Origin of the sequence: Thiothrix caldifontis (assembly GCF_900107695.1) — a bacterium.
GTDB lineage: Bacteria > Pseudomonadota > Gammaproteobacteria > Thiotrichales > Thiotrichaceae > Thiothrix > Thiothrix caldifontis.
The window spans coordinates 157,771-178,582 of record NZ_FNQP01000007.1 but is presented as its reverse complement, the minus strand read 5'-3'; the positions used below and the strand labels follow the sequence as shown (position 1 = coordinate 178,582).

24 protein-coding genes are annotated in these 20,812 nt (G+C 52.2%); 13 read left to right on the top strand and 11 right to left on the bottom strand.

Annotation, left to right across the window (positions count from 1 at the left end; genetic code table 11):
• Positions 1-4: 4 nt before the first annotated feature.
• On the top strand, positions 5-1,306 hold the full coding sequence (locus BLV87_RS07895; RefSeq protein WP_093067154.1) for an FCSD flavin-binding domain-containing protein: 1,302 nt from the start codon (positions 5-7) through the stop codon (positions 1,304-1,306).
• An 8-nt stretch (positions 1,307-1,314) separates the two neighbouring features.
• On the opposite strand, the gene BLV87_RS07890 is transcribed toward BLV87_RS07895, so the two are convergent.
• The 7 genes from BLV87_RS07890 to BLV87_RS07860 form a co-directional block, all read right to left on the bottom strand.
• Complete coding sequence (locus BLV87_RS07890) at positions 1,315-2,514, bottom strand: ABC transporter permease (protein ID WP_093067152.1); 1,200 nt, start codon at positions 2,512-2,514, stop codon at positions 1,315-1,317.
• A 2-nt stretch (positions 2,515-2,516) separates the two neighbouring features.
• Entirely contained in the window at positions 2,517-3,722 is a 1,206-nt protein-coding gene (locus BLV87_RS07885; RefSeq protein WP_093067150.1) for an ABC transporter permease, read from the bottom strand.
• Positions 3,723-3,725: 3 nt separating this feature from the next.
• On the bottom strand, positions 3,726-4,409 hold the full coding sequence (locus BLV87_RS07880) for an ABC transporter ATP-binding protein (RefSeq protein WP_093067148.1): 684 nt from the start codon (positions 4,407-4,409) through the stop codon (positions 3,726-3,728).
• Positions 4,402-5,550 (bottom strand): efflux RND transporter periplasmic adaptor subunit, encoded by a 1,149-nt coding sequence (locus BLV87_RS07875; RefSeq protein WP_093067146.1) that lies wholly within the window; start codon positions 5,548-5,550, stop codon positions 4,402-4,404. Before BLV87_RS07875 ends, BLV87_RS07880 begins: the two co-directional genes overlap by 8 nt.
• A 76-nt stretch (positions 5,551-5,626) precedes the next feature.
• Positions 5,627-6,637, bottom strand: a complete 1,011-nt coding sequence (gene gspC, locus BLV87_RS07870) for a type II secretion system protein GspC (protein WP_093067144.1) — start codon at positions 6,635-6,637, stop codon at positions 5,627-5,629.
• A 21-nt stretch (positions 6,638-6,658) separates the two neighbouring features.
• The gene (locus tag BLV87_RS07865; protein ID WP_093067142.1) at positions 6,659-7,675 is read right to left on the bottom strand and encodes an NAD-dependent epimerase; all 1,017 of its coding nucleotides are present in this window, start codon (positions 7,673-7,675) and stop codon (positions 6,659-6,661) included.
• 29 nt (positions 7,676-7,704) lie between these two features.
• Positions 7,705-8,604, bottom strand: coding sequence for a phosphoribosylaminoimidazolesuccinocarboxamide synthase (locus BLV87_RS07860; protein ID WP_093067140.1), 900 nt, complete (start codon positions 8,602-8,604; stop codon positions 7,705-7,707).
• A 77-nt stretch (positions 8,605-8,681) separates the two neighbouring features.
• On the opposite strand from BLV87_RS07860, the gene purE reads away from it, so the two are divergent.
• The 6 genes from purE to BLV87_RS07835 all read left to right on the top strand — a co-directional run bounded on the left by purE (position 8,682) and on the right by BLV87_RS07835 (position 11,805).
• Positions 8,682-9,185 (top strand): 5-(carboxyamino)imidazole ribonucleotide mutase, encoded by a 504-nt coding sequence (gene purE / locus BLV87_RS07855; RefSeq protein WP_093067138.1) that lies wholly within the window; start codon positions 8,682-8,684, stop codon positions 9,183-9,185.
• Positions 9,186-9,230: 45 nt separating this feature from the next.
• Positions 9,231-9,509, top strand: coding sequence for a hypothetical protein (locus BLV87_RS19015; protein ID WP_139282140.1), 279 nt, complete (start codon positions 9,231-9,233; stop codon positions 9,507-9,509).
• Positions 9,434-9,628 carry a response regulator gene (locus BLV87_RS20030; protein WP_093067136.1) on the top strand — a complete coding sequence of 65 codons (195 nt, stop codon included), beginning with the start codon at positions 9,434-9,436 and terminating at the stop codon, positions 9,626-9,628. The genes BLV87_RS19015 and BLV87_RS20030 overlap by 76 nt, the downstream gene beginning before the upstream one ends.
• Positions 9,629-9,695: 67 nt before the next feature.
• Positions 9,696-10,823 (top strand): 5-(carboxyamino)imidazole ribonucleotide synthase, encoded by a 1,128-nt coding sequence (locus BLV87_RS07845; RefSeq protein ID WP_093067134.1) that lies wholly within the window; start codon positions 9,696-9,698, stop codon positions 10,821-10,823.
• Between the two features lie 11 nt (positions 10,824-10,834).
• A complete protein-coding gene (locus BLV87_RS07840) occupies positions 10,835-11,212 on the top strand; it encodes a SirB2 family protein (RefSeq protein ID WP_093067132.1) in 378 nt (125 codons plus the stop codon).
• A complete protein-coding gene (locus BLV87_RS07835) occupies positions 11,212-11,805 on the top strand; it encodes a class I SAM-dependent methyltransferase (RefSeq protein ID WP_093067130.1) in 594 nt (197 codons plus the stop codon). Before BLV87_RS07840 ends, BLV87_RS07835 begins: the two co-directional genes overlap by 1 nt.
• Positions 11,806-11,865: 60 nt before the next feature.
• Here BLV87_RS07835 and BLV87_RS07830 read toward each other — a convergent pair whose 3' ends face one another.
• A complete protein-coding gene (locus BLV87_RS07830; protein ID WP_093067128.1) occupies positions 11,866-12,876 on the bottom strand; it encodes a class 1 fructose-bisphosphatase in 1,011 nt (336 codons plus the stop codon).
• Between the two features lie 279 nt (positions 12,877-13,155).
• Between BLV87_RS07830 and BLV87_RS07825 the strand changes: the two genes are divergently transcribed.
• The 4 genes from BLV87_RS07825 (at position 13,156) to BLV87_RS19310 (ending at position 16,064) form a co-directional block, all read left to right on the top strand.
• Positions 13,156-13,764 carry a sigma-70 family RNA polymerase sigma factor gene (locus tag BLV87_RS07825; RefSeq protein ID WP_093067126.1) on the top strand — a complete coding sequence of 203 codons (609 nt, stop codon included), beginning with the start codon at positions 13,156-13,158 and terminating at the stop codon, positions 13,762-13,764.
• A gap of 22 nt (positions 13,765-13,786) precedes the next feature.
• Positions 13,787-14,539, top strand: coding sequence for a hypothetical protein (locus BLV87_RS07820; RefSeq protein ID WP_093067124.1), 753 nt, complete (start codon positions 13,787-13,789; stop codon positions 14,537-14,539).
• Between the two features lie 8 nt (positions 14,540-14,547).
• The gene (locus tag BLV87_RS07815) at positions 14,548-15,783 is read left to right on the top strand and encodes a S8 family serine peptidase (RefSeq protein ID WP_093067122.1); all 1,236 of its coding nucleotides are present in this window, start codon (positions 14,548-14,550) and stop codon (positions 15,781-15,783) included.
• Between the two features lie 134 nt (positions 15,784-15,917).
• Positions 15,918-16,064: a hypothetical protein gene (locus BLV87_RS19310; protein WP_175517880.1), complete on the top strand. Its 147-nt coding sequence runs from the start codon at positions 15,918-15,920 to the stop codon at positions 16,062-16,064.
• 11 nt (positions 16,065-16,075) lie between these two features.
• Here the strand turns inward: BLV87_RS19310 and hemF are convergent, their stop codons facing one another.
• The 3 genes from hemF to BLV87_RS07800 are packed head-to-tail and all read right to left on the bottom strand — an operon-like array spanning position 16,076 to position 18,266.
• Complete coding sequence (gene hemF / locus BLV87_RS07810; RefSeq protein WP_093067120.1) at positions 16,076-16,993, bottom strand: oxygen-dependent coproporphyrinogen oxidase; 918 nt, start codon at positions 16,991-16,993, stop codon at positions 16,076-16,078.
• 58 nt (positions 16,994-17,051) lie between these two features.
• Complete coding sequence (locus tag BLV87_RS07805) at positions 17,052-17,621, bottom strand: CAP domain-containing protein (RefSeq protein WP_139282139.1); 570 nt, start codon at positions 17,619-17,621, stop codon at positions 17,052-17,054.
• 15 nt (positions 17,622-17,636) lie between these two features.
• On the bottom strand, positions 17,637-18,266 hold the full coding sequence (locus BLV87_RS07800) for an MBL fold metallo-hydrolase (RefSeq protein ID WP_093067116.1): 630 nt from the start codon (positions 18,264-18,266) through the stop codon (positions 17,637-17,639).
• On the opposite strand from BLV87_RS07800, the gene BLV87_RS07795 reads away from it, so the two are divergent.
• Both BLV87_RS07795 and BLV87_RS07790 read left to right on the top strand, forming a co-directional pair.
• A complete protein-coding gene (locus tag BLV87_RS07795; protein ID WP_245706953.1) occupies positions 18,261-19,112 on the top strand; it encodes a sulfite exporter TauE/SafE family protein in 852 nt (283 codons plus the stop codon). The two genes, BLV87_RS07800 and BLV87_RS07795, sit on opposite strands and share 6 nt — an antisense overlap.
• Positions 19,113-19,186: 74 nt before the next feature.
• Positions 19,187-20,809, top strand: a complete 1,623-nt coding sequence (locus BLV87_RS07790) for an ABC-F family ATPase (protein WP_093067114.1) — start codon at positions 19,187-19,189, stop codon at positions 20,807-20,809.
• Positions 20,810-20,812: the final 3 nt, after the last annotated feature.

The following is a 20,812-nucleotide window of genomic DNA, read 5'->3' as shown; positions in this document are numbered from 1 at the left end:
GAATATGAAGGCTTTGGAACGTCGGCTTTTTCTGAAAACGCTGGTCGCAGGCGCAATGGCGGGCACAGTCCTGGGTTTTCCCGCCATCGGGCGGGCTGCCGGGCAAAAAGTCGTTGTCGTCGGTGGTGGCACAGGCGGTGCAACCGTCGCCAAATACCTGCGCCGCCTCGACAACACGCTGGACGTGACCCTGATCGAAAAGAACCCGGTTTACACCACCTGCTACATGAGCAACGAGGTGCTGACTGGTGAACGCACGCTGGAATCGCTGCAATTCAATTACGATGGCCTGAAAGTACACGGCGTGAAAATCGTGCAGGATGAAGTGACCGGCATTGATTATGACGGCAAGCAGGTATTGACCAAAAGTGGCACACGTTACCCGTATGAGCGTTGCGTGGTATCGCCGGGGATTGATTTCAAATACGATGCGATTGCCGGTTATAGCGAAGCCGCGATTACTGCCATCCCTCATGCTTGGAAGGCCGGGTCGCAAACCCTAGTGCTGCGTGACCAATTGCACGCTATGACGGATGGCGGCACAGTGGTAATCGCTGCCCCACCCAACCCCTACCGCTGCCCGCCCGCGCCGTATGAACGCGCCAGCCAGATTGCCCATTACCTGAAACAGCATAAACCCAACTCCAAGGTCATCATCCTTGACCCCAAAGAGAGTTTCACCAAGCAGGCATTGTTTGAGCAGGCATGGCGCGAACTGTACGGCTATGGCACAGACAATGCTTTGCTCGAATGGTGGTCTGGTGATGTGGCGGCAGGTGTGGTCGAAGTGGATGTCGCTTCCAGAACGGTGATTACCCAGTTCGGCGACCGGGTACAGGGGGCGGTGTTGAATGTGATTCCACCGCAAAAAGCGGGTAAGTTGGCTTTTGATGCGGATCTGGTCGATGGCACTGGCTGGTGTCCAGTCAACAAGCTGACTTTTGAATCGAACCGTCATGCGAATGTGCATGTGATTGGTGATGCGTGCATGGCAGACTCTTTACCTAAATCCGGCTTTGCAGCGAATTCGGAAGCCAAGGTGTGCGCTGCGGCCATTCATGCGCTGCTGAATGGCCTAGAAGTGGAAAGCCCGTCATTCTCCAACGGCTGTTACAGTCTGGTTGGCAAGGATTACGCGATTTCGGTAGTAGGTGTATATCGGCTATCGGATGACGGCAGGTTGGTGGAGAACATTCCGGGCAGTGGTGGCGTGTCTTCCGCTACGGCAACTGCCCAGGATCGTTTGTTTGACGCGAGCTATGCGTATAGTTGGTACAACAATTTCACGCAGGATGTGTTCAAGTAAATCTCAACTTACTCACTCCGCAACGCTTCCACCGGTGGCAGCGCCGATGCCCGCTGTGCGGGCGCAAACCCTGCCAATAACCCGGTGATGACCGCGACAGCTTCTGCCAGCAACACATACAGCCAGTCGATTTGCACTGGCATGGCTGGAATAACGGCGTGCAACAGCCAGGCAATCCCAATCCCCGCCAGCATTCCGGCAACACCACCTAAGCCAGCCAAGGCGGCGGCTTCCAGCAGAAACAAATAGGTCACTTGCTGGCGGGATGCGCCCAATGCCCGCAGCAAGCCGATTTCACCCGTGCGTTCATTCACCGCAATGCTCATAATGGTGAGAATGCCAACCCCGCCCACCAGCAAAGAAATGCTCCCAATGCCCGCTACCACGGCTTTGAGAATGTCAAGAATCGATCCCAAGGTTTTCAGCATATCGCTTTGGCTGGTGATAGTGACATCTTCTGTGCCGTGACGTTGAATCAGCAAGGCTTTGATTTGCTCAATAATGGCAGCTTCATTGGCTCCCGCTTGATACAACACGTCGATTTCCATTAGCCCCTCTCGGTTGAATAGAGCAAGAGCGCGGGCAACGGGGATGTAGACCGCATCATCCATATCAAATCCCAAAATTTGCCCCTTGGTTTCCATTACGCCGATGACACGAAAACGCTCTTGCCCAATGCGCAGATGCTGACCCAGCGGACTGCGGTCGGGAAACAGTTCGGAGCGGACTTTTGCACCAATCACCGCCATATTGCGGGCTTGCGTGGTGGTGTCATCAGGCAAAAATTGCCCGCTGGCAAGGTGCAATTGCCAGGTTTGCAAGGTTTCGTGATTCACGCCGAGAACAGTTGTCCAGCGGGTCAGTTGCCCGACTTCGACAGGGGAATTGCCTTGCACCATCGGCACTGACGTTTGCACACCTTGAATGCGCCGCAAGCTTTCTGCATCCTCAATCGACAGCGGACGCACATTGCTGACCATCGCCCCCGATACCCCAAAGGTGGAACTTTTGCCGGGGTTGATGGCAATAATATGTGCCCCAAACTGGGTAAATTGCTGGAGTACGTAATGCTGCACTCCGCCACCCAATGCGGTTAGCAATACCACCGCCGCAATCCCGACCGCAATCCCCAACGCCGTCAGAAAACTACGCATTGGGCTGAAGCGAATACTGCTGGTAGCAAGGTGTAAGTAATCTGCTAACAGCATGGCTACCTACCCGACAAGGCGGCGACCGGATCCAGCCGTGCAGCCTGCCGTGCCGGAATACTGCCAAACAGCAAGCCGGTGAGAAACGTAATGACGACTGCCGCGATTAACGCCCACAGCGGCGGTTGCGCACTGAAATCCGGCACAGCCTGATTTAACAGCAATACCCCGCCCAAACCCAGCAGCAAACCAATGGCTCCGCCCGCACTCGCCAGCAAGGTTGCTTCGGTCAAAAACAGGCGCAATACTTGCGCGGTAGGTGCTCCCAAGGCTTTGAGCAAACCGATTTCAGCCTTGCGTTGGCTAACCGCCACCAACATCACATTCATAATCAGAATCCCCGCTACCAGCAAACTGATCGCCGCAATGCCGCCCAATGCCCACGTCAAAGCGCTGAGGATATTGTCAAAGGTGCCAATCAAGGAGTCTTGCGCAATAATGGTAATGTCATTCTCACCATCATGACGCTGGCGGGTAATGCGTTCAATGTCTTGCGTGGCTTGCGCCAATTGCCCTTGGCTCTCCGCTGTGACAATAATGCGAAACAGCGAGGGTGCATTGAATAAGTTCCGCGCACTGGCAACCGGAATCACCACCATGTCGCTCATATCCGACCCTAGCGATTGCCCCTTGCCTGCGAGTACACCGATCACGCGGAAACGTGACCCACCGATACGCACCCATTCGCCCAAAGCATTGCGGTTGGCGAATAGCTCTTTCCACACCGTTTCCCCCAGCAAACACACCGCCGTGGCGACACGCGGATTGCTATCCGGCAAGCTTTGCCCGCTGGCAAGTTCCAATTGCCGCGCACTCAGCAGAGACGGGGTGGAACCCATGATGGTGACTTCGCGTTCACGTGATTCGTAAGCCACCGGAGCAGCACCGAGAATAATGGGTGCAACCTCTTTGATCGCAGGGCTGCGTTGCAGGGCAAGTGCATCATCCAGCGTCAAATCACGCGGGGTGGTGCCAATCAGGGGCGGCGCACCGCCGGTAGTTTCCGAACGCCCCGGCAACACAATCAGCAAGTTGGAACCTAAGCCTTGGAATTGCCCAATCACATACAGCCGTGCGCCTTCACCCAAGGAGGTGAGCAAAATAATCGCCGCCACCCCAATGCACATGGCCAGCAAGATCAAAGCGGTACGCCCCGGATACGCGCGTAAGGCTTGGTAACTGAAGTGCAGGGTGTCTTGCGGTTTCATGCTTCAATGCTCATCGGCAACCACCTTGCCATCGACCATGCGCACCTGCCGCCGGGCGCGCTTACCGATGTCGGTATCATGCGTCACCACGATAAGGGTGATGCCTTGCGCGTTCAGCGCTTCAAGGATGCGGATAACCTCTGCGCTGGAATGCGAATCCAGATTGCCGGTAGGTTCATCCGCCAACAGCAGGGGCGCTTGCATAATGGTAGCGCGGGCAATCGCTACCCGCTGTTGTTGCCCACCAGACAGTTGCGCAGGGCGGTGATCAGCACGATCTTGTAAGCCTAAGCCCGCCAAGGCTTGCTGCACTTTGGTCTTGCGAACAGCCGCAGGCATTCCGGTCAATACCAACGGTAAGGCCACATTATCCGCTGCACTCAAACGCGGAATCAGGTGAAATGACTGGAAAATGAAACCAATTTTTTCACGCCGTACTTGCGCCCGCTGTTCTTCGGGCAGGGTGGTGAGTTCGCGGCCTTCCAAACGGTAACTGCCTGCATTAGTCTGATCCAGCAAGCCCAAGGCATTCAGCAAGGTCGATTTCCCCGAACCCGATGGCCCCATGACACTGATGTAATCACCTGCGTGGATATCGAGACTGACATGATCCAGTGCGTGTACGGTTTCATCGCCTACCTGAAAGTGGCGGCAAATGTCACGCAAGGTGATGAAGGGGTCAGTCATCCGTTGTGTCCTTCGCCTTTGCTGCGATACCTTCTGCAATCCCCGCTATACCCGGTGTAGTAACAATCGTGTCACCCTCATCCAAACCCGCCGTGACTTCGGTAAAGCTCCAATTGCTCAATCCTGCCGTGATTTTGCGCTTTTCCAGCTTGCCTGCGGTATTGAGTAGGTAAACTGCTTGACCGCTTAACACGGCTTCGGTGGGAATCCGTAACACATCGGGGCGAGTTTCGAGAATAATATCCACATCCGCGCTGTAACCGACCAGTAAGGCATCGAGATCGGTGGGATTAGTAAAAGCAAGTTCAACTTCCACTGTCCGCGCTTGTTTTTCGAGGTCGATGACATAAGCGCCCACCCGCGTGACCTTGCCGGGGAAATCACGCCCGCGCCAAGCATCCAGCGTAATGCGGGCGGGCAAACCGGATTCGATTTTAGGCGCATCCACTTCATCAATCGGCGCACTCACCAGAAAACAGCCCGGTTCAATCAAATCCACCACCGGCAAGGTTTGGATGCCGGGTGGCGAGGGGGTGACGTATTCGTTGAGTTCGCCGTTAATGTCAGCAATGACACCCGCAAACGGCGCAACCAGCACGGTGCGTTCCAGTTGGGCTTGTGCGGCTTGGAGTTGCGCTTGGGTGACCGTAATTTGTGCTTCGGCAGCATGACAACTGGCAGCCGTTACCGCCGCGTTGGTATTGGCTTTGTCCAATTCTTGCACCGAAATGCTGGTGGATTGGCGTAGTAATCGGGCACGTTCAGCGGCGCGTTGTGCTTCTTCCGCTTGCAAACAGGCAGCACTGCGTTGCGCTCGTGCGGCTTGTACGCCCTTGTCGGCAGCGTCTAAACTGGCTTGCAAATCGTGATTCCACAAGCGTAACAGCACTTCCCCTGTTTTGACCTGTGCGCCTTTTGCAAAGGGTAAAGCACTAATTTGCCCACCGATGGAAGGTGACATTCTGGCGCGGCGGCAGGCTTTGACTGTCCCGGCACGGGTATTGGCAACCGTAGATTCCACGACGCCGCGACTGACATTGGTAACGCTGACTTCCAATAAGGTTGGGTGTTGTTGTTGCCAGAACCACCACGCGAGGATGGCAATAAGCGGCGTGATCAGCAAAAAACGAGACAAGCGCATGTTAAAACTCCATAGCCTTCTCGTTTCAGTGTAGCACTTCCTCCTCTTCACACGACTTGTGCAATGTCATGCTGAACTACTGGAAGTTGATGGGCAGGGAGATTTCTTGCCCATTGCGGGTAATGTTGAGATTCACTTGAGCAGATGTGGCAGCTTCTTGTAGAACACGCATGGCAACCGCAGGGTTTTCCAATGCCGTGCCATTCACCGAGGTTACAATATCGCCGGGTTGCAAACCCAATTGGTTGAACATCGCCACATTGCTACCGGGATTTAGCTGAAACCCCAAGAATTTGCCATCGCGCTCGTAAGGCTGTGGACTAGCCACTTCCAAGAGGCGCATGTTGTTGTTTAACACCTCCTCACGAAACGCGCCGAGGTTAGTCGCTTCCTGCGCGTCAGGCATAGGTTCAGGGGCAGGTTCATCAACCGCTGGCTCCATCGGCATCTGTTGTTCCATTTGCTCTACGGGCGGGGGAATCGCGCCATCGCTAGGGGTGAACATATCAGGAGGCGGCATGATGTCGGGGGCAGGCTGTGAAAAGTCAGGTGTTGGCATACCGTTAGTAACATCAGCCACACCGCCCCCGCCACTTAACTCCGGTTTGGGCAACACCAACTTTTCCAATAGGCCATTACGCCGTAGCAGCACATGATCAGCTAACACTTGCTCCAGCACCGCCCCCGAATTTCCGATATTTTCCCCCGCAGAATAGGTTTTTTGCTGTCCGTTTTCTTCAATAATCGCATAGCCTTTATTGTTTGACGGTGCATAAACCCCTTGAAGTTTGAGTGCCAGTTGGGTGGGCTGGATATTGGTTGGTGCAGGTTTGCCACTTTCTGCCTGATAGACGCCAAATAAATGGTAAGAAGCTAAAGTAGCCCCTAGATTTTGTGCCTGTTGCGCTTCACTACTCATGATTGCCGTATCGGTTGGGGTGAGCAATGGGCGAGGTTCGGTGGGAAATAACATCCACACCAGCCGCGCTAACAAAAAGCCAAACACGATGACTAACCCAACACTCACATAATCCGGGGCGCGTCCCAGTAGGCTATCAAACAAACGCGCATGTTGCGTACCCTGCATGTGCAAACCCCTTATAACAGCTTAAACTTGATAGTACTCACGATACCATTGCACGAAACGGCGCGTACCTTCGTCAACCGACATACTCGGACGGTAACCCACATCTTGCACCAGCGCATCCACATCCGCGTAAGTATCCGGCACATCACCCGGTTGTAATGGCAATAAATTCAACTCCGCCTTCATCCCCAGTGCATCTTCAATGGCACGGATATAATCCATCAATTCCACCGGATTCTGATTGCCGATATTGTAAACGCGCCAAGGGGCTTTGCTGGTGCCGGGGTCGGGTTGCATCCCGCTCCACGCTGGATTGCCCGTTGCGGTATGATCCAGCGTGCGAATCACGCCTTCCACAATGTCGTCGATGTAAGTGAAATCGCGGCGGTGTTTACCGTAATTGAACACATCAATCGGCTTGCCTGCCAAAATCGCCTTGGTGAATTTGAACATCGCCATATCGGGGCGACTCCACGGGCCATACACCGTGAAAAAGCGTAACCCCGTGGTCGGCAAACCGTACAAATGCGAATACGTATGCGCCATTAGTTCATTGGCTTTTTTGGAGGCAGCGTAGAGTGACAGCGGATGATCCACGTTATCATGCACCGAAAACGGCATAGATTCATTCGCGCCATACACCGAACTGGACGACGCATACACCAAATGCTTCACCCCGTTATGGCGGCAACCTTCCAGAATATGCCCAAACCCCACCAGATTACTGTCAATGTAAGCCAGCGGATTGTCGATGGAATAACGCACGCCCGCTTGTGCCGCAAGGTTCACCACCGCATCCAAGCCTTGTTCCGCAAACAGTTGCGCCATGCCCGCACGGTCGGCTAAATCCAAACGGATAAACGTGAATTTGCCCGCAACATCCGCGTCGATCACCCGTTGCAAACGGCGTTCTTTCAAAGTGACATCGTAATAGTCGTTGAAATTGTCGATACCGACGACTTCATCGCCGCGTTGCAGCAATTGCAAGGCGAGGTGCATCCCGATGAATCCCGCTACCCCTGTGATCAATACGCGCATGGCTTATTCCTGTGTTGTTAGTTTTTTGGTTATTTCGTGAGTAAGTCGGCAACTTCCCGATACTTAGCCGCTGTTTTTTCCATAATCTCTGCTGGCAATTCCGGCCCCGGCGCAACTTTCCCCCAATCCAGCGTTTCTAAATAATCCCGCACGAATTGCTTGTCAAACGATGGCGGACTAATGCCGGGTTTGTACTGATCAGCAGGCCAAAAGCGTGAGGAATCCGGCGTGAGGATTTCGTCGATCAACACCAGCTTGCCGTCCGCATCCAGCCCGAACTCGAACTTGGTGTCAGCAATAATAATGCCACGTTTAAGCGCGTATTCCGCCGCTTGGCGATACAACTCCAAACTCACGCTGCGCACTTGCTCGGCAAGCTCTGCCCCAATCCGCGCCTGCATCTCGGCAAAGCTGATATTGATGTCGTGATCGCCCACGTCGGCTTTACTGGAAGGCGTGAAAATCGGTTCAGGCAAACGGTCTGCCATTTGCAAACCGGTGGGTAATTCGATGCCGCATACCGCGCCAGTTTGCTGGTAATCCTTCCACCCCGAACCGATCAAGTAACCGCGCACAATCGCTTCCACCGGCAAGGGCTTGAGGCGTTTCACAATCATGCTGCGCCCTTGCAATGGCGCTTTTTCATCGGCTGTCAGCGGCAGATCATCCAGCGTTTTGTCGCTTAAGTGATTCGGGATCACGTCATGCAGCAAGCCAAACCAGAAATTTGCCACTTGGGTGAGAATCACGCCCTTCTGCGGAATCGGGGTCGGCAGTATCACATCGAATGCCGATAAACGATCCGTGGTCACGATCAGCATGTGCTGGTCATCCACGGCGTAAATATCGCGGACTTTGCCCCGTGCAATCAACGGCAGGGAGGTGATGTGCGTTTCTAAAACGCTGCTTGGGTGACTGTTTGTATTCATTCGCTTGCGGTTAGTTAGTGCGTAAAAGGTACATCACGTTATAATATCAGATTTTGCAGAGAAATAAGGGGAGCATCATGACTCAACCCAATTCGGCGGTAGTGGTAGGGGTTGTCATGGGTAGCAACAGCGATTGGAACGTGATGTCCAAAGCCGTTGAACAACTGGAAAAATTCGGTATTGCGCATGAATACCGCGTGGTTTCTGCCCATCGCACACCTGACTTATTGTTTGAATACGCCGAAACTGCCCGCGAACGCGGTCTGAAATGCATTATTGCGGGCGCTGGCGGTGCAGCGCACTTGCCCGGCATGTTAGCGGCAAAAACCACTTTGCCGATTTTAGGTGTGCCCGTCACCAGTCGCACCTTGAACGGGATTGATTCGCTGTATTCGATTGTGCAAATGCCCAAAGGTGTTCCCGTGGCAACGTTTGCGATTGGCGAAGCAGGCGCGGCAAACGCGGCATTGTTTGCCGTGGCAATGTTAGCGAATGACGATCCAATGTTAGCGGAAAAGTTGGCGCAATTCCGTGAAGAACAACGCCAGTGTGCGATGAATATGGCGTTACCCCCGACTTAATCCTTAACCATGTGGCATTGGGGGTGGAGTGTCAGCATTCGATTCGTGTTGCTGCTGAGTCTGGGGTGCTCATTCGCGCCGGTAAGTGGTTCGGCGGCGGAACGTTCCCACATATTGCGTTATGCCCCAACGCCACTGGCGATAAATAATTATCTGGATTTTTTACCTGACCCCGCTGGAAAACTGGGTGTGGATGACGTGATCACGCCCGTGTATGCGGCACAGTTTCGTCACACTGGGCAGATGACATTTCTAGCAGATATGAAACAACCCGGCAGATTCGTTGCTTCAAGTCATCGGCAGAATTACCGATTATTGCGCTGACAGCACACGCCTTGGCGGGGGAACGTGAACGTTGTCTGGCGGCGGGGATGGATGATTTTTTGGTTAAGCCGTTCGAGATGGAGGATTTACAAACCATTATGCAGCAGTGGTTGCGTTGATGCGTCGTAACGCACTTTGCTGTATTCTTCGCGCTTGTTTTACCCTACTGACAGACCCTGAAGCTTCATGACACTACTCCCCGGATCAACCATCGGAATGCTCGGCGGCGGGCAACTCGGACGCATGTTTACCGTCGCAGCGCGTACCCTTGGCTATCGCGTGCTTATTCTCGAACCGGATTTTCACAGCCCCGCTGCGCAAATGTCGGATGATCACATTATTGCCGCTTACGATGATGAGGTCGCACTGGAGGCATTTGGCAAGCGTTGCGATGTGATCACCACTGAATTCGAGAACATTCCCGCGCAAACGCTGGAATTCCTTGCGCACTATGCACCAGTACGCCCCTCCGCCCATGCCGTGAAAATGGCGCAAGATCGGATTGTGGAAAAAGAATTTGTGCGGGCGTGTGGCTTGCAGCCTGTACCATTTGTGGCGATTCGCACCGCAGCCGATATTGCCGCCGCCGCTAACAGCATCCAATTTCCCGCTATCCTTAAAACCGCCCGCATGGGTTACGACGGCAAGGGGCAAGTCACGGTGCATTCGGTTGCCGAAGCACAAGCCGCGTTTGCCCAATTGCAGGGTGTGGACTGTGTGTTGGAACAGCGGGTGGCATTGGAACGCGAAATTTCGGTCATTCTCGCCCGCAGTGTTGACAGCGAAGTGCGTTGTTTCCCCGTTGCGGAGAACGAACACCGCAACGGCATTTTGCACCAAAGCATTGTGCCTGCCCGTATAGATACTGCACTCGCCGCCGCCGCGCAAGCCGCCGCCACGCGCATGGCGGATAAGCTAGATTTCGTCGGTGTCATGGCAGTCGAATTCTTCGTCACTCACCAAGGCGAATTGCTAATCAATGAAATGGCACCGCGCACCCACAATAGCGGGCATTACACGCTGGATGCTTGCGTCACCTCACAATTTGAACAGCAAGTACGCATGGTCTGCGAATTGCCGTTCGGCGCAACTGACCTGTTATCACCGGTAGTCATGGTCAATATGCTCGGCGATTTGTGGCACGATGCCCAGCCTAACTGGTTGGCATTGCTGCAAAGTGCGAATACCAAGCTACACTTGTACGGCAAACACCAAGCCCGCCCCGGTCGCAAAATGGGGCATTACTGCACCTTGAGCGCACAGCTTGACGAGGCATTAACCGAAGCGGCATATATTTTCCAACAATTGCAATAAGGACACACCACATGGACATGAATACATTGATACTGAAAGTACACGCGATTATTGCTCTGCTTTCCGTGGTTATTTACCTCATCCGGGGGGTATGGATGTTGACCAACAACCCGGCAGTGACCGGCAAGGCGGCGTTAGCGAGTGCGTCACTGTCAATGCTGATTTTACTGGGAACCGGCTTGTGGCTGGCGTTTGTCACTACCGCGCATGGTGTGGATAATTTTGTCATCATTAAAGCTGTCGGCTTGATTGTGTACGTGGTGTTGGGTGTCATTGCCCTGAAACCGGGCTTGAGCAAAGCAGCAGCGGTCATCTTATGGTTGGCAGGTGCAGCGACATTTGCGTACACCTTCCTGTATGCCAAAAATCTTGCACCGGCGATTCTCTAATGGCTGATATTCCTTACACCCAAAGCCTGCGCGACGACATCCGTTTTGATACCGAACTGTGCGGACAACCGTTCACCTTCCTGTCAACGTGGGGGATTTTTTCCCCGCGTGAAATTGATGACGGCACGGATTTGTTGCTGAAATACCTGAAAATCAACCCGACCGATGATTGCTTTGATCTCGGTTGTGGCTACGGCCCCGTCGGTTTAGTGATGGCAAAACTTGCCCCACAAGGTCAGACGTTGATGGTGGATAAGGATTTCATGGCAGTCGAATACGCCAATCGCAATGCGGGCGTGAATAAGCTAGCGAATGCCCGTGCTATGCTGAGCAACGGTTTCCAGCATATCGACAAGGATGCGCGGTTTGACGTGATTGCATCCAACCTACCCGCGAAAGTGGGCAAGGAAATGATGAGCATTTTATTGCACGACATGAAACACCACCTCAAACCGGGCGGGCGCGTGTATATCGTGACGATCAACGGCCTGCGTGAATACATGAAACGCAATCTAAAGGAAGTGTTCGGCAATTTCGACAAGCTCAAACAAGGCCAGTCATACACCGTCTCGTATGCTGAAAAAAGCAAGTAACGTAGAGAACAGAAAAGCCCTTCACCCCTTGTGGGGGAAGGGTTGGGATGGGGGGAATCTTTAAGCGTTATGGTAACCCGTAACCAATTCCACTTCATTGCGTGAACCCATTACCACTGGCACGCGCTGGTGCAAGTCAGTCGGTTGGAGTTCCATAATGCGTGAATAAGCTGTGGTTGCCATGCCGCCTGCTTGTTCAACGATGAAACCCATGGGGTTAGCTTCATACAACAGACGCAGTTTGCCGGTTTTGCCCGCCGCTTTCATTTTGCTATCCATTGGGTAGATGAAAATGCCGCCGCGAGTCAGGATACGGTGAATCTCAGCCACCATTGATGCCACCCAGCGCATATTGAAGTCTTTGCCGCGCGGTCCTTCAACCCCCAGCAAACATTCGCTGATGTAACGCTGCATCGGCGGTTCCCAATAGCGTTGGTTGGAAACGTTGATCGCAAACTCCTTGGTATCCGCAGGGATTTTTACGTCTTCGCGGGTCAGCAAGAATTCGCCGCAATCCTTATCCAGCGTAAACATGTTCACGCCATTGCCGGTGGTCAATACCATAATGGCAGAAGGCCCGTACAGGCAGTAGCCCGCTGCTACCTGTTTCGTGCCCGGCTGCATGAAATCGGCGGCAGTCGGGTTTTCGACGCCTTCAGGCGCTTTCATAATGGAGAAAATCGTACCAACCGATACATTCACATCCATATTGGAGGAGCCATCCAGCGGGTCGAATGTCACTAAATAGTGACCGCGTGGGATATTGCTAGGCAGGTTATAGACCTCATCCATTTCTTCAGAGGCTAAGGCTGCGGCGTGACCACGCGAAAGGGCTTCGATCATCACGTCATTGGTGATAATGTCCATTTTTTTCTGCTCTTCGCCCTGAACGTTTTCAGAGCCAGCAGAACCCAGTACGCCGATGAGGTCGCCTTTGCTGGTTAAGGCAGCGATTTTTTTGCAAGCGAGTGCGATGTCATTCAGTACGCAACTAAATTCGCCGGTTGCGCCTGCATGTTTACGTTGTTCTTCGAGGATAAATTGTGTCAGTGTGGTGCCAATTTGATACATACCCAGCTTCCAAGGTTAGAAAGAAAAAATCGTGTATCAGTGGATTATGATATGCTAATGGATGGATTGTAAATAAAAAAAGGCGGATCCGAAGACCCGCCAGACTTGCGAGGGAGTATTATAACTTTGAATATTACTATTTAAGTGTGTAGTGTTGCTGGTTGAGTCGCAACCACAGCGCTAGTGGTTCAACGCAAGTTGAAAAAAAGATTATTTATTGTTTTTTGGATGCTAATCCAAATTAATTAGAACCAAAACAGCAACGAGAGCGACACAGAGATGGAAGGCCACTCACAAGGCAGCAAACAACCGACTGACACCTCAAGCAAGCTGAGCGATGAAGCTCTGATGGAAAAAATTAGTCAGGGAAACCAGCAAGCATTCAGTCAGTTATACCTGAGATACCAACCTAGGTTGGTTAAGTATTGTTCGCGCGTGTTACGTGACGATATTGCTCAGGCGGCTGATTTAGTCGATGAGGCTATGTTTGATGTTTGGCGGTCAGCGGAAACGTTTGCAGGCAGGTCAAAAGTATCGACGTGGATTTATTCTATTGCCCGCAACAAAGTAGTATCGTGGTTACGTAAAACCTCGGAAGTGACACTGGAAGATGAGTCGATATTGGATGCCATGATTGACCCTGCTGCTGGCCCTCATGAGGAGTTGGCATTGGATGATATGAAACAACAATTGTTACGCATGATGAACCAGCTAACGGAAGAGCACCGTGAGGTCATCAGGCTAACCTATTTTGAAGATAAATCTGTCAAAGAAGTAGCAACACTTTTGGACATTTCCGAAAACACGGTCAAGACACGTATGTTTTATGCCCGTAAGCGCTTAGCGCAGTTATTGGAAAAGGCCGGAGTCGTTGGCTTCGACTTTTAAACGGTATTCGAGACTATACGTTATGAGCCAATATCCACATGGCGACCCTATTGAAGAAGCACGGCTACTGTTACCTTGGTTTATCACGGGAAAGTTGAGTGGGCCAGAGCGTAAGTTGGTGGAGAGTGTACTTGCAAAATACCCTGAATTAGCCGATGAATACCGCCGTGAACTTAAGATGGTCGATATGATTCGTGCCAATACGGCATTGCTAGAATTATCAGCCGTTGATACTACCCAGCAACGCTTGGAAACGCTAATGAAGCGCATCGAGCGCGAAGAGCACACGGAAAATGTGCCACAGGCTCCCCCCCAGCCATTAACACCTCAGTTGACGTGGCTACAAGGTTTGCAGCAAAAATTACATCATTTTTTCTCAAACACCTCATGGTTAATACCGGCTAACGCTGTTTTCGCTTCATTGCTACTGATTCAAGCAGGGTTCTTAGGGTGGTTTGTGTATACCAACAGTGCTTCACAAGAGGGCATTCAAGACAGTATTTATGTAACGGCCACTGCTACAGACGATTCTTCGGTTGTTCCTCTTGTTAAGGGTATGGTACTACTGGTGGATTTTAATGGGGAAGCCCAAGTGAATCAGGTGCGGGAGTTTTTGCTGCGTTGGAATGCGCGTATTGTGGATGGCCCTGAAAGCGGTGGCCTCTTCAAAATTGAAGTAAAAGATGTGTCACCATCGGCTCAAGAATCCGACGCTATCCTGCAACAAATGGGGCAGGATAATACCGTTGTCGCTTTCATCGGACGAGAATACTGAAAACCGTCATGCTAATCACACTATTACGCCCGTTTCCGCTTAGTGCTTTGATCACCCTCAGTTTACTCACCGCTTGCAGCCCCGCAGAATACAAAGTCATCGGCAAAGCCAGCGACTCCCCTGCTTGCCATCTTAGCAGCAGTATTTGTGTCGAAACGCCCATATTCCGGCGGGTGGACTATGAAAAAAATGAAATGCTTATTACCTACGACAGCCAGAAACCGGCTGAAGTTGCTGATGCGGTACTAAAAAAGTATAAATTGCGTGCTAAACGTAGTGATAATTTAGATTCCATCAAGACTACCCTGATTACGGCAGCAACGAATGGGCAAGATCCGTATGATCTGGTGAAATCTATCAAAGCCAAAGAAACCGATGTTGATGCCAATACCAGTAATTTTTACACCACTGCAAGTATGACAGGGGGGGGAAGTGGGGCATACCCATTGGGTTTGACCGGTGCAGACACCATACGCCAACGCACTACCGGGCAAGGTGTCATAGTGGGCATGATCGACACACCCATTGATATTAACCACGACTCATTTCGTTCAGACATCCGGCGTATTGACCTGATTCCGCAAGGTGATGAACGCAATCGCTTGCACGGTACGGAAGTAGCAGGCGTCATTATTAGTCAGAATAAGCGCATTGGCATTGCGCCTGATACCCGGTTGGTGGCTATCAGTGCTTTCAGCACTAACCCGGCTAACCCAGATGAACGTCGCAGCAATTCTGCTTTGGTGGCTCGAGCTTTGGAACAAGCGATGCGCGAAGGTGTACAAGTGCTCAATCTGAGTTTTGCAGGGAATGCTGATCCCGTTGTCGACAAATTGGTGCAAGCGGCTATCCAGAAAGGCATTGTCGTGGTGGCATCTGCCGGAAATGGTGGGCCGGGGGCGCAACCTGCTTATCCGGCGGCGTTGCCGGGTGTGATTGCGGTGACGGCGGTGGATAAAAATCAGAGTGTATTTAGCCGTGCTAACCGGGGTGATTACATTGACTTATCTGCGCCCGGTGTCGGCATTTTGACAACAACACCACGCAGTGCATTTCAAGTGTCTAGCGGCACTTCGTTGGCAACTGCACACGTGACGGGGGCTATTGCGTTACTTAAATCTCTGAACCCACAGTTTAATGCCGAAGCCTTGAAACAAACGGCTACTGATTTGGGTTTACCGGGGCCTGATCATGATTATGGATATGGTTTGATCAATGTTGAGCGTGCGGTAACGGCTCGATAATGAAAAACCCACAAAAATTTGATCTGTAGCAAGAAAGCAGACGTCTCGTCCCGCTTAATTTGATTTTGCGCAACGTCTCCCCTGTCTTCAACCCTTACGATAATTGCATTATTTACCGTAAGGGAGCAAACACCATGTCACATTTCTTTTCCAGTGCTGAAGGCATTGTTTTCATGTCTGTTTTCACCATTGTCTTTATTTTGGGCTTTTTAGGCTACTTGGCATGGAAGTTCTATAAACTTTCCGGTCATAAGCCAGAGCCGGGTGAAAAAAGCTGGTAAGCAAAGCGGTTTCAGGCTTCTGCCAACCAGTTACGTGGGCGTAGGAAATCGCTGTACAGGCGGGCTTCTTCGCTGCCCGGTTCAGGGTGCCAAGAATAGCGCCATTTAACCAAGGGAGGGAGTGACATCAAAATAGATTCGGTGCGTCCACCCGATTGGAGGCCGAACAGCGTGCCTCGGTCATAGACAAGGTTAAATTCCACGTAACGCCCTCGGCGGTAGAGTTGGAAGTCGCGGTGTGTTTCGGTAAACAGTAAGCCCTTACGTTTGCTGACGATGGGACGGTAAGCATTGATGTAAGCATCGCCCACGCTGCGCATAAAAGCAAAGGTGGTGTCAAAGCCCCAAGCATTCAGGTCATCGAAAAACAAGCCGCCGATGCCACGTGGTTCGTTACGGTGCTTAAGGAAGAAGTAGTCATCGCACCATTGCTTGTAGCGGGTGTACACGTCCTCACCAAACGGGTCACATGCCACTTTAGCAGCACGGTGCCAACTGATGCAATCGTCCTCAAACCCGTAATATGGCGTTAAGTCAAACCCACCGCCAAACCACCACACTGGCTCTTCGCCTTCTTTTTCAGCGACAAAAAAGCGCACATTCGCGTGTGAGGTGGGAACCAGCGGATTGTGGGGGTGAATGACCAGCGACACTCCGAGTGCCTGAAAACTACGCCCTGCCAATTCCGGGCGTTGTGCGGTGGCAGAAGGGGGCAGTTTGTCACCAAAGACGTGTGAAAAATTGACGCCACCTTGCTCAAAAACTGCACCATTGCTAATCACACGGGTACGCCCGCCACCACCACCAGAGCGCTCCCAAGCATCTTCCACAAACGTTGCACCGCCATCCTCGGCTGCTAACTGCGTGCAAATATCATCCTGCAAAGCCAGCAGGTAGTGTTTGACGGCGGCAATATCCACTTGCGACATGGTGTTCGTCCTTTGATGCTTGAAAAGCGCCTATTGTAGCGGGAAATATGCGCTGGCTCTAATAGGGTTTTTCACCAAGCACATTACCCTGTGGGTTGTAGTTGCACACCCAAATTTGGCCTTTGTCAGGGCAAATAGCCATTGCACAGCCCACTTCGGTGGAATTACGCCACACCATTTGAGTGTAATGCCCGCACATTTTACCCGGCACACAGGTATTGCTGGCGTAATCGTAGTCAGCTATTTCACTTGCCCATGCACTCGCAACGTGGGCAGACGTAATGCTTTGGACTTCAGTACGTCCATCCGTCCATTGCACGGCACTTGCCCAATACAGGTTTTCACCGGCATTCAATGGGTTCATGCCCGCAACAGAACGGTGCTGCATTTGGCAACCATTGTTCGTCGCTAAATGATTAGCCCACTGTTGCGCATAATCCGTCATTTGACTAGACCAGATCAGTGGCATCACCGCAACAGCAGCGCGTGTTTGATTATGGCTGTCCAACATTTCCATTACATTAAGGGAAGTCGTTGTCGCCGTTGATGTTGTAGAGGAAGTGTCTGAGCCACCACCACAAGCAGTGAGTAGTACCGCTCCAAGCAGCATAACAAGCGTATTGCGCACTTTACCGTCCTCGCATTATCGGATAAAGGGGTTGTGTCGGCGTTCATGACCGATTGTTGTGTTCGGCCCATGACCGGGAATGACGATAACATCATCCCCCAATAACCACAACTTAGCCTTTATAGACTCCATTAGCTGCTGATGGTTCCCCCCCGGAAAGTCGCTGCGCCCAATCGAGCCGTTAAATAACACATCACCAACAAAAACCACGCGACTCTCTTGATGGAACAATACGACATGACCGGGGGTGTGTCCGGGGGTATGTAACACCTTGAGCGTTTGTTGTCCTACGTTTAAGGTGTCGCCATCATGTAACCACACATCTGGCAAAAATGCCTCACAATGGGGTAAGCCAAATTGCTTAGCTTGCACGGGCAAAGCGTCTAGCCAATACTTGTCAGCCTCATGGGGGCCGGAAATGGGAATACCATAATGCTTTGCCAACCCCATTGTTCCCCCCACATGATCCAGATGTGCATGAGTTAGAAACACACCGGTAGGTTTCAAGTGGTGTTTTGTAACGGCTGCTATCAAGGTATCGGTATCGCCGCCGGGGTCGACAAAGGCACATTCCCGCGTGGTTTCACACCAGATAATGCTGCAATTTTGCTGAAAAGCCGTGACAGGGATAGTGAGATATTGCATAAAGTTGCCCTGAGTTTGAAGATTTACAATGGCGGAGATTATACCGTGGAATGGCAATTGCTGGTTTCATTTCTGGCACTGGGTTTGGTGGTGGGTTTTGCGGCGGGGCTACTCGGTATCGGCGGTGGTGGCATTATGGTTCCGGTGCTGACCGCTTTGTTTGTGGCGCAAGGTTTTCCGGCGGAACATGTTGTTCACGTGGCCTTGGCGACCTCCATGGCGGCGATTGTCCCTACCGCGTTATCCAGTATGCGGGCGCATCATGCCAAACAAGCGGTGCAATGGTCGGTGGTGCAACAGATTACACCGGGGATTTTGCAGGGAACCTTTGCTGCTACGTTTCTAGCTGCGGTCTTATCAACACGTGGCTTGGCGATTTTCTTTGCCGTATTCATGGCGTATGTTGCACTGCAAATGTGGTTGAATATCAAACCCAAACCCCACCGGGAATTGCCGGGGATGGCAGGTTTGTCGCTGGCAGGACTGGTGATTGGCGGTGTTTCTGCACTGGTGGCGATTGGCGGCGGCTCATTATCCGTGCCCTACATGATGTGGTGCAATGTCGATGTGCGTAAAGCTATTGCCACCTCGGCGGGGATTGGGTTTCCGATTGCCGTCGCAGGGACGTTAGGCTACCTCATCAATGGTTGGGGACAGGCGGGTTTGCCGGAACATACTATTGGGTTTGTGTATTGGCCTGCGGTGGTGTTGATTGCGCTGACCAGCTTTTTTACCACACGGCTGGGGGCAAATTTAGCGCATACACTACCCATTGCCATGTTGAAAAAAGTGTTTGCGGTATTGCTGGTGTTGTTGAGTGCGAAGATGTTGCATTCGGTACTGTGAACCATGGTTCGGAATATCAGAAAATGCTACAGTACCCCCCCATCACGCCCAATCAGATTTCAAGAGGATTTCCAGTGCTAGTTGCTGCCAATGTCACCATCCAGTTCGGTGCTAAACCGCTATTCGATAACGTTTCCGTCAAATTCGGTGACGGCAACCGCTACGGCTTGATTGGCGCGAATGGCGCGGGCAAGTCCACGTTCATGAAAATCCTCTGTGGGCTGCAAGAACCGACCCACGGTAACGTTTCCAAAGACCCCAACGAACGCATGGCGTATTTGCGCCAAGACCAGTTCGGCTTTGAAGACGTGCGCGTACTCGACGTGGTGCTGATGGGGCACGCGGAAATGTGGAAGGTCATGTCGGAAAAAGACGCGATCTACGCTAACCCTGACGCCACCGAAGACGATTACATGAAAGCGGCGGAACTCGAAGGTCAGTTCGCGGAAATGGATGGCTACACCGCCGAATCGCGTGCCGGTGAATTGCTGCTGGCGGTCGGCATCCCCATCGAACAGCACAACGGCCCAATGAGCCAAGTTGCCCCCGGCTGGAAATTGCGGGTACTGCTGTGCCAAGCCCTGTTCGCTAACCCCGACATTTTGTTGTTGGACGAACCGACCAACAACCTTGACATCAATACCATCCGCTGGTTGGAAGAAACGCTCAATAACCGTGATTCCACCATGATCATTATCTCGCATGACCGCCACTTTTTGAACCAAGTATGTACCCACACGGCGGATTTAGACTTCGGCAAAATCCAGATTTACCCTGGCAACTACGATGATTTCATGGAAGCTTCCACCCAAGCGCGTGAACGTCAAGCCAATGCTAACGCCAAGGCCAAAGAACGCATTGCCGAATTACAGGATTTCGTGCGGCGTTTCTCTGCCAACAAATCCAAAGCCAAGCAGGCTACCAGCCGCCGCAAGCTGATCGACAAGCTCAAGCCGGAAGACATCAAGCCTTCCAGCCGTCAATACCCGTGGATTCGCTTCGAGTATGATGAAAAAGAACGCCTGCACCGTTTCGCCGTGGAAGTTGAAAACCTCACCTTTGCCTATGAGGGCATGGAAAAGCCGCTAATCAATAATTTCAGCTTCACCATCGAAGCAGGTGAGAAAGTCGGTATTATCGGTGAAAACGGTGTGGGTAAAACCACGCTGCTCAAACTGCTCGAAGGCCAGTTGCAGCCGCAAAAAGGCAGTATCAAGTGGGCGGAGAAAGTGCGCATTTCCACCTATGAACAAGACCACGAAGACGAGTTTAAGAGCGACAAGTCCCTTACCGAATGGATGGCGGACTACGTGCGCAAAAGCGGCTACGAAGGTGAAGATGCAGAAACCCAAAACCGTGGCACACTTGGACGCTTGCTATTCGGCGGTGATACCGTGAAAAAGCCGGTACGGGTGCTGTCGGGTGGCGAGAAAGGCCGCATGATCTTCGGACGCATGATGCTCTCCCGGACTAACGTGATGCTGATGGACGAACCCACCAACCACTTAGACATGGAATCCATCGAATCCCTCAACGGTGCACTCGACAAATACGACGGCACACTGCTGTTCGTGTCGCATGACCGCGTGTTCGTTGGCTCCTTGGCAACGCGCATTTTCGACGTAAAGGGCAACGGCACGATTGTGGATTATCGAGGGACTTACGACGAATACCTCAGCAGCCAAGGCTTGGAATAAGCA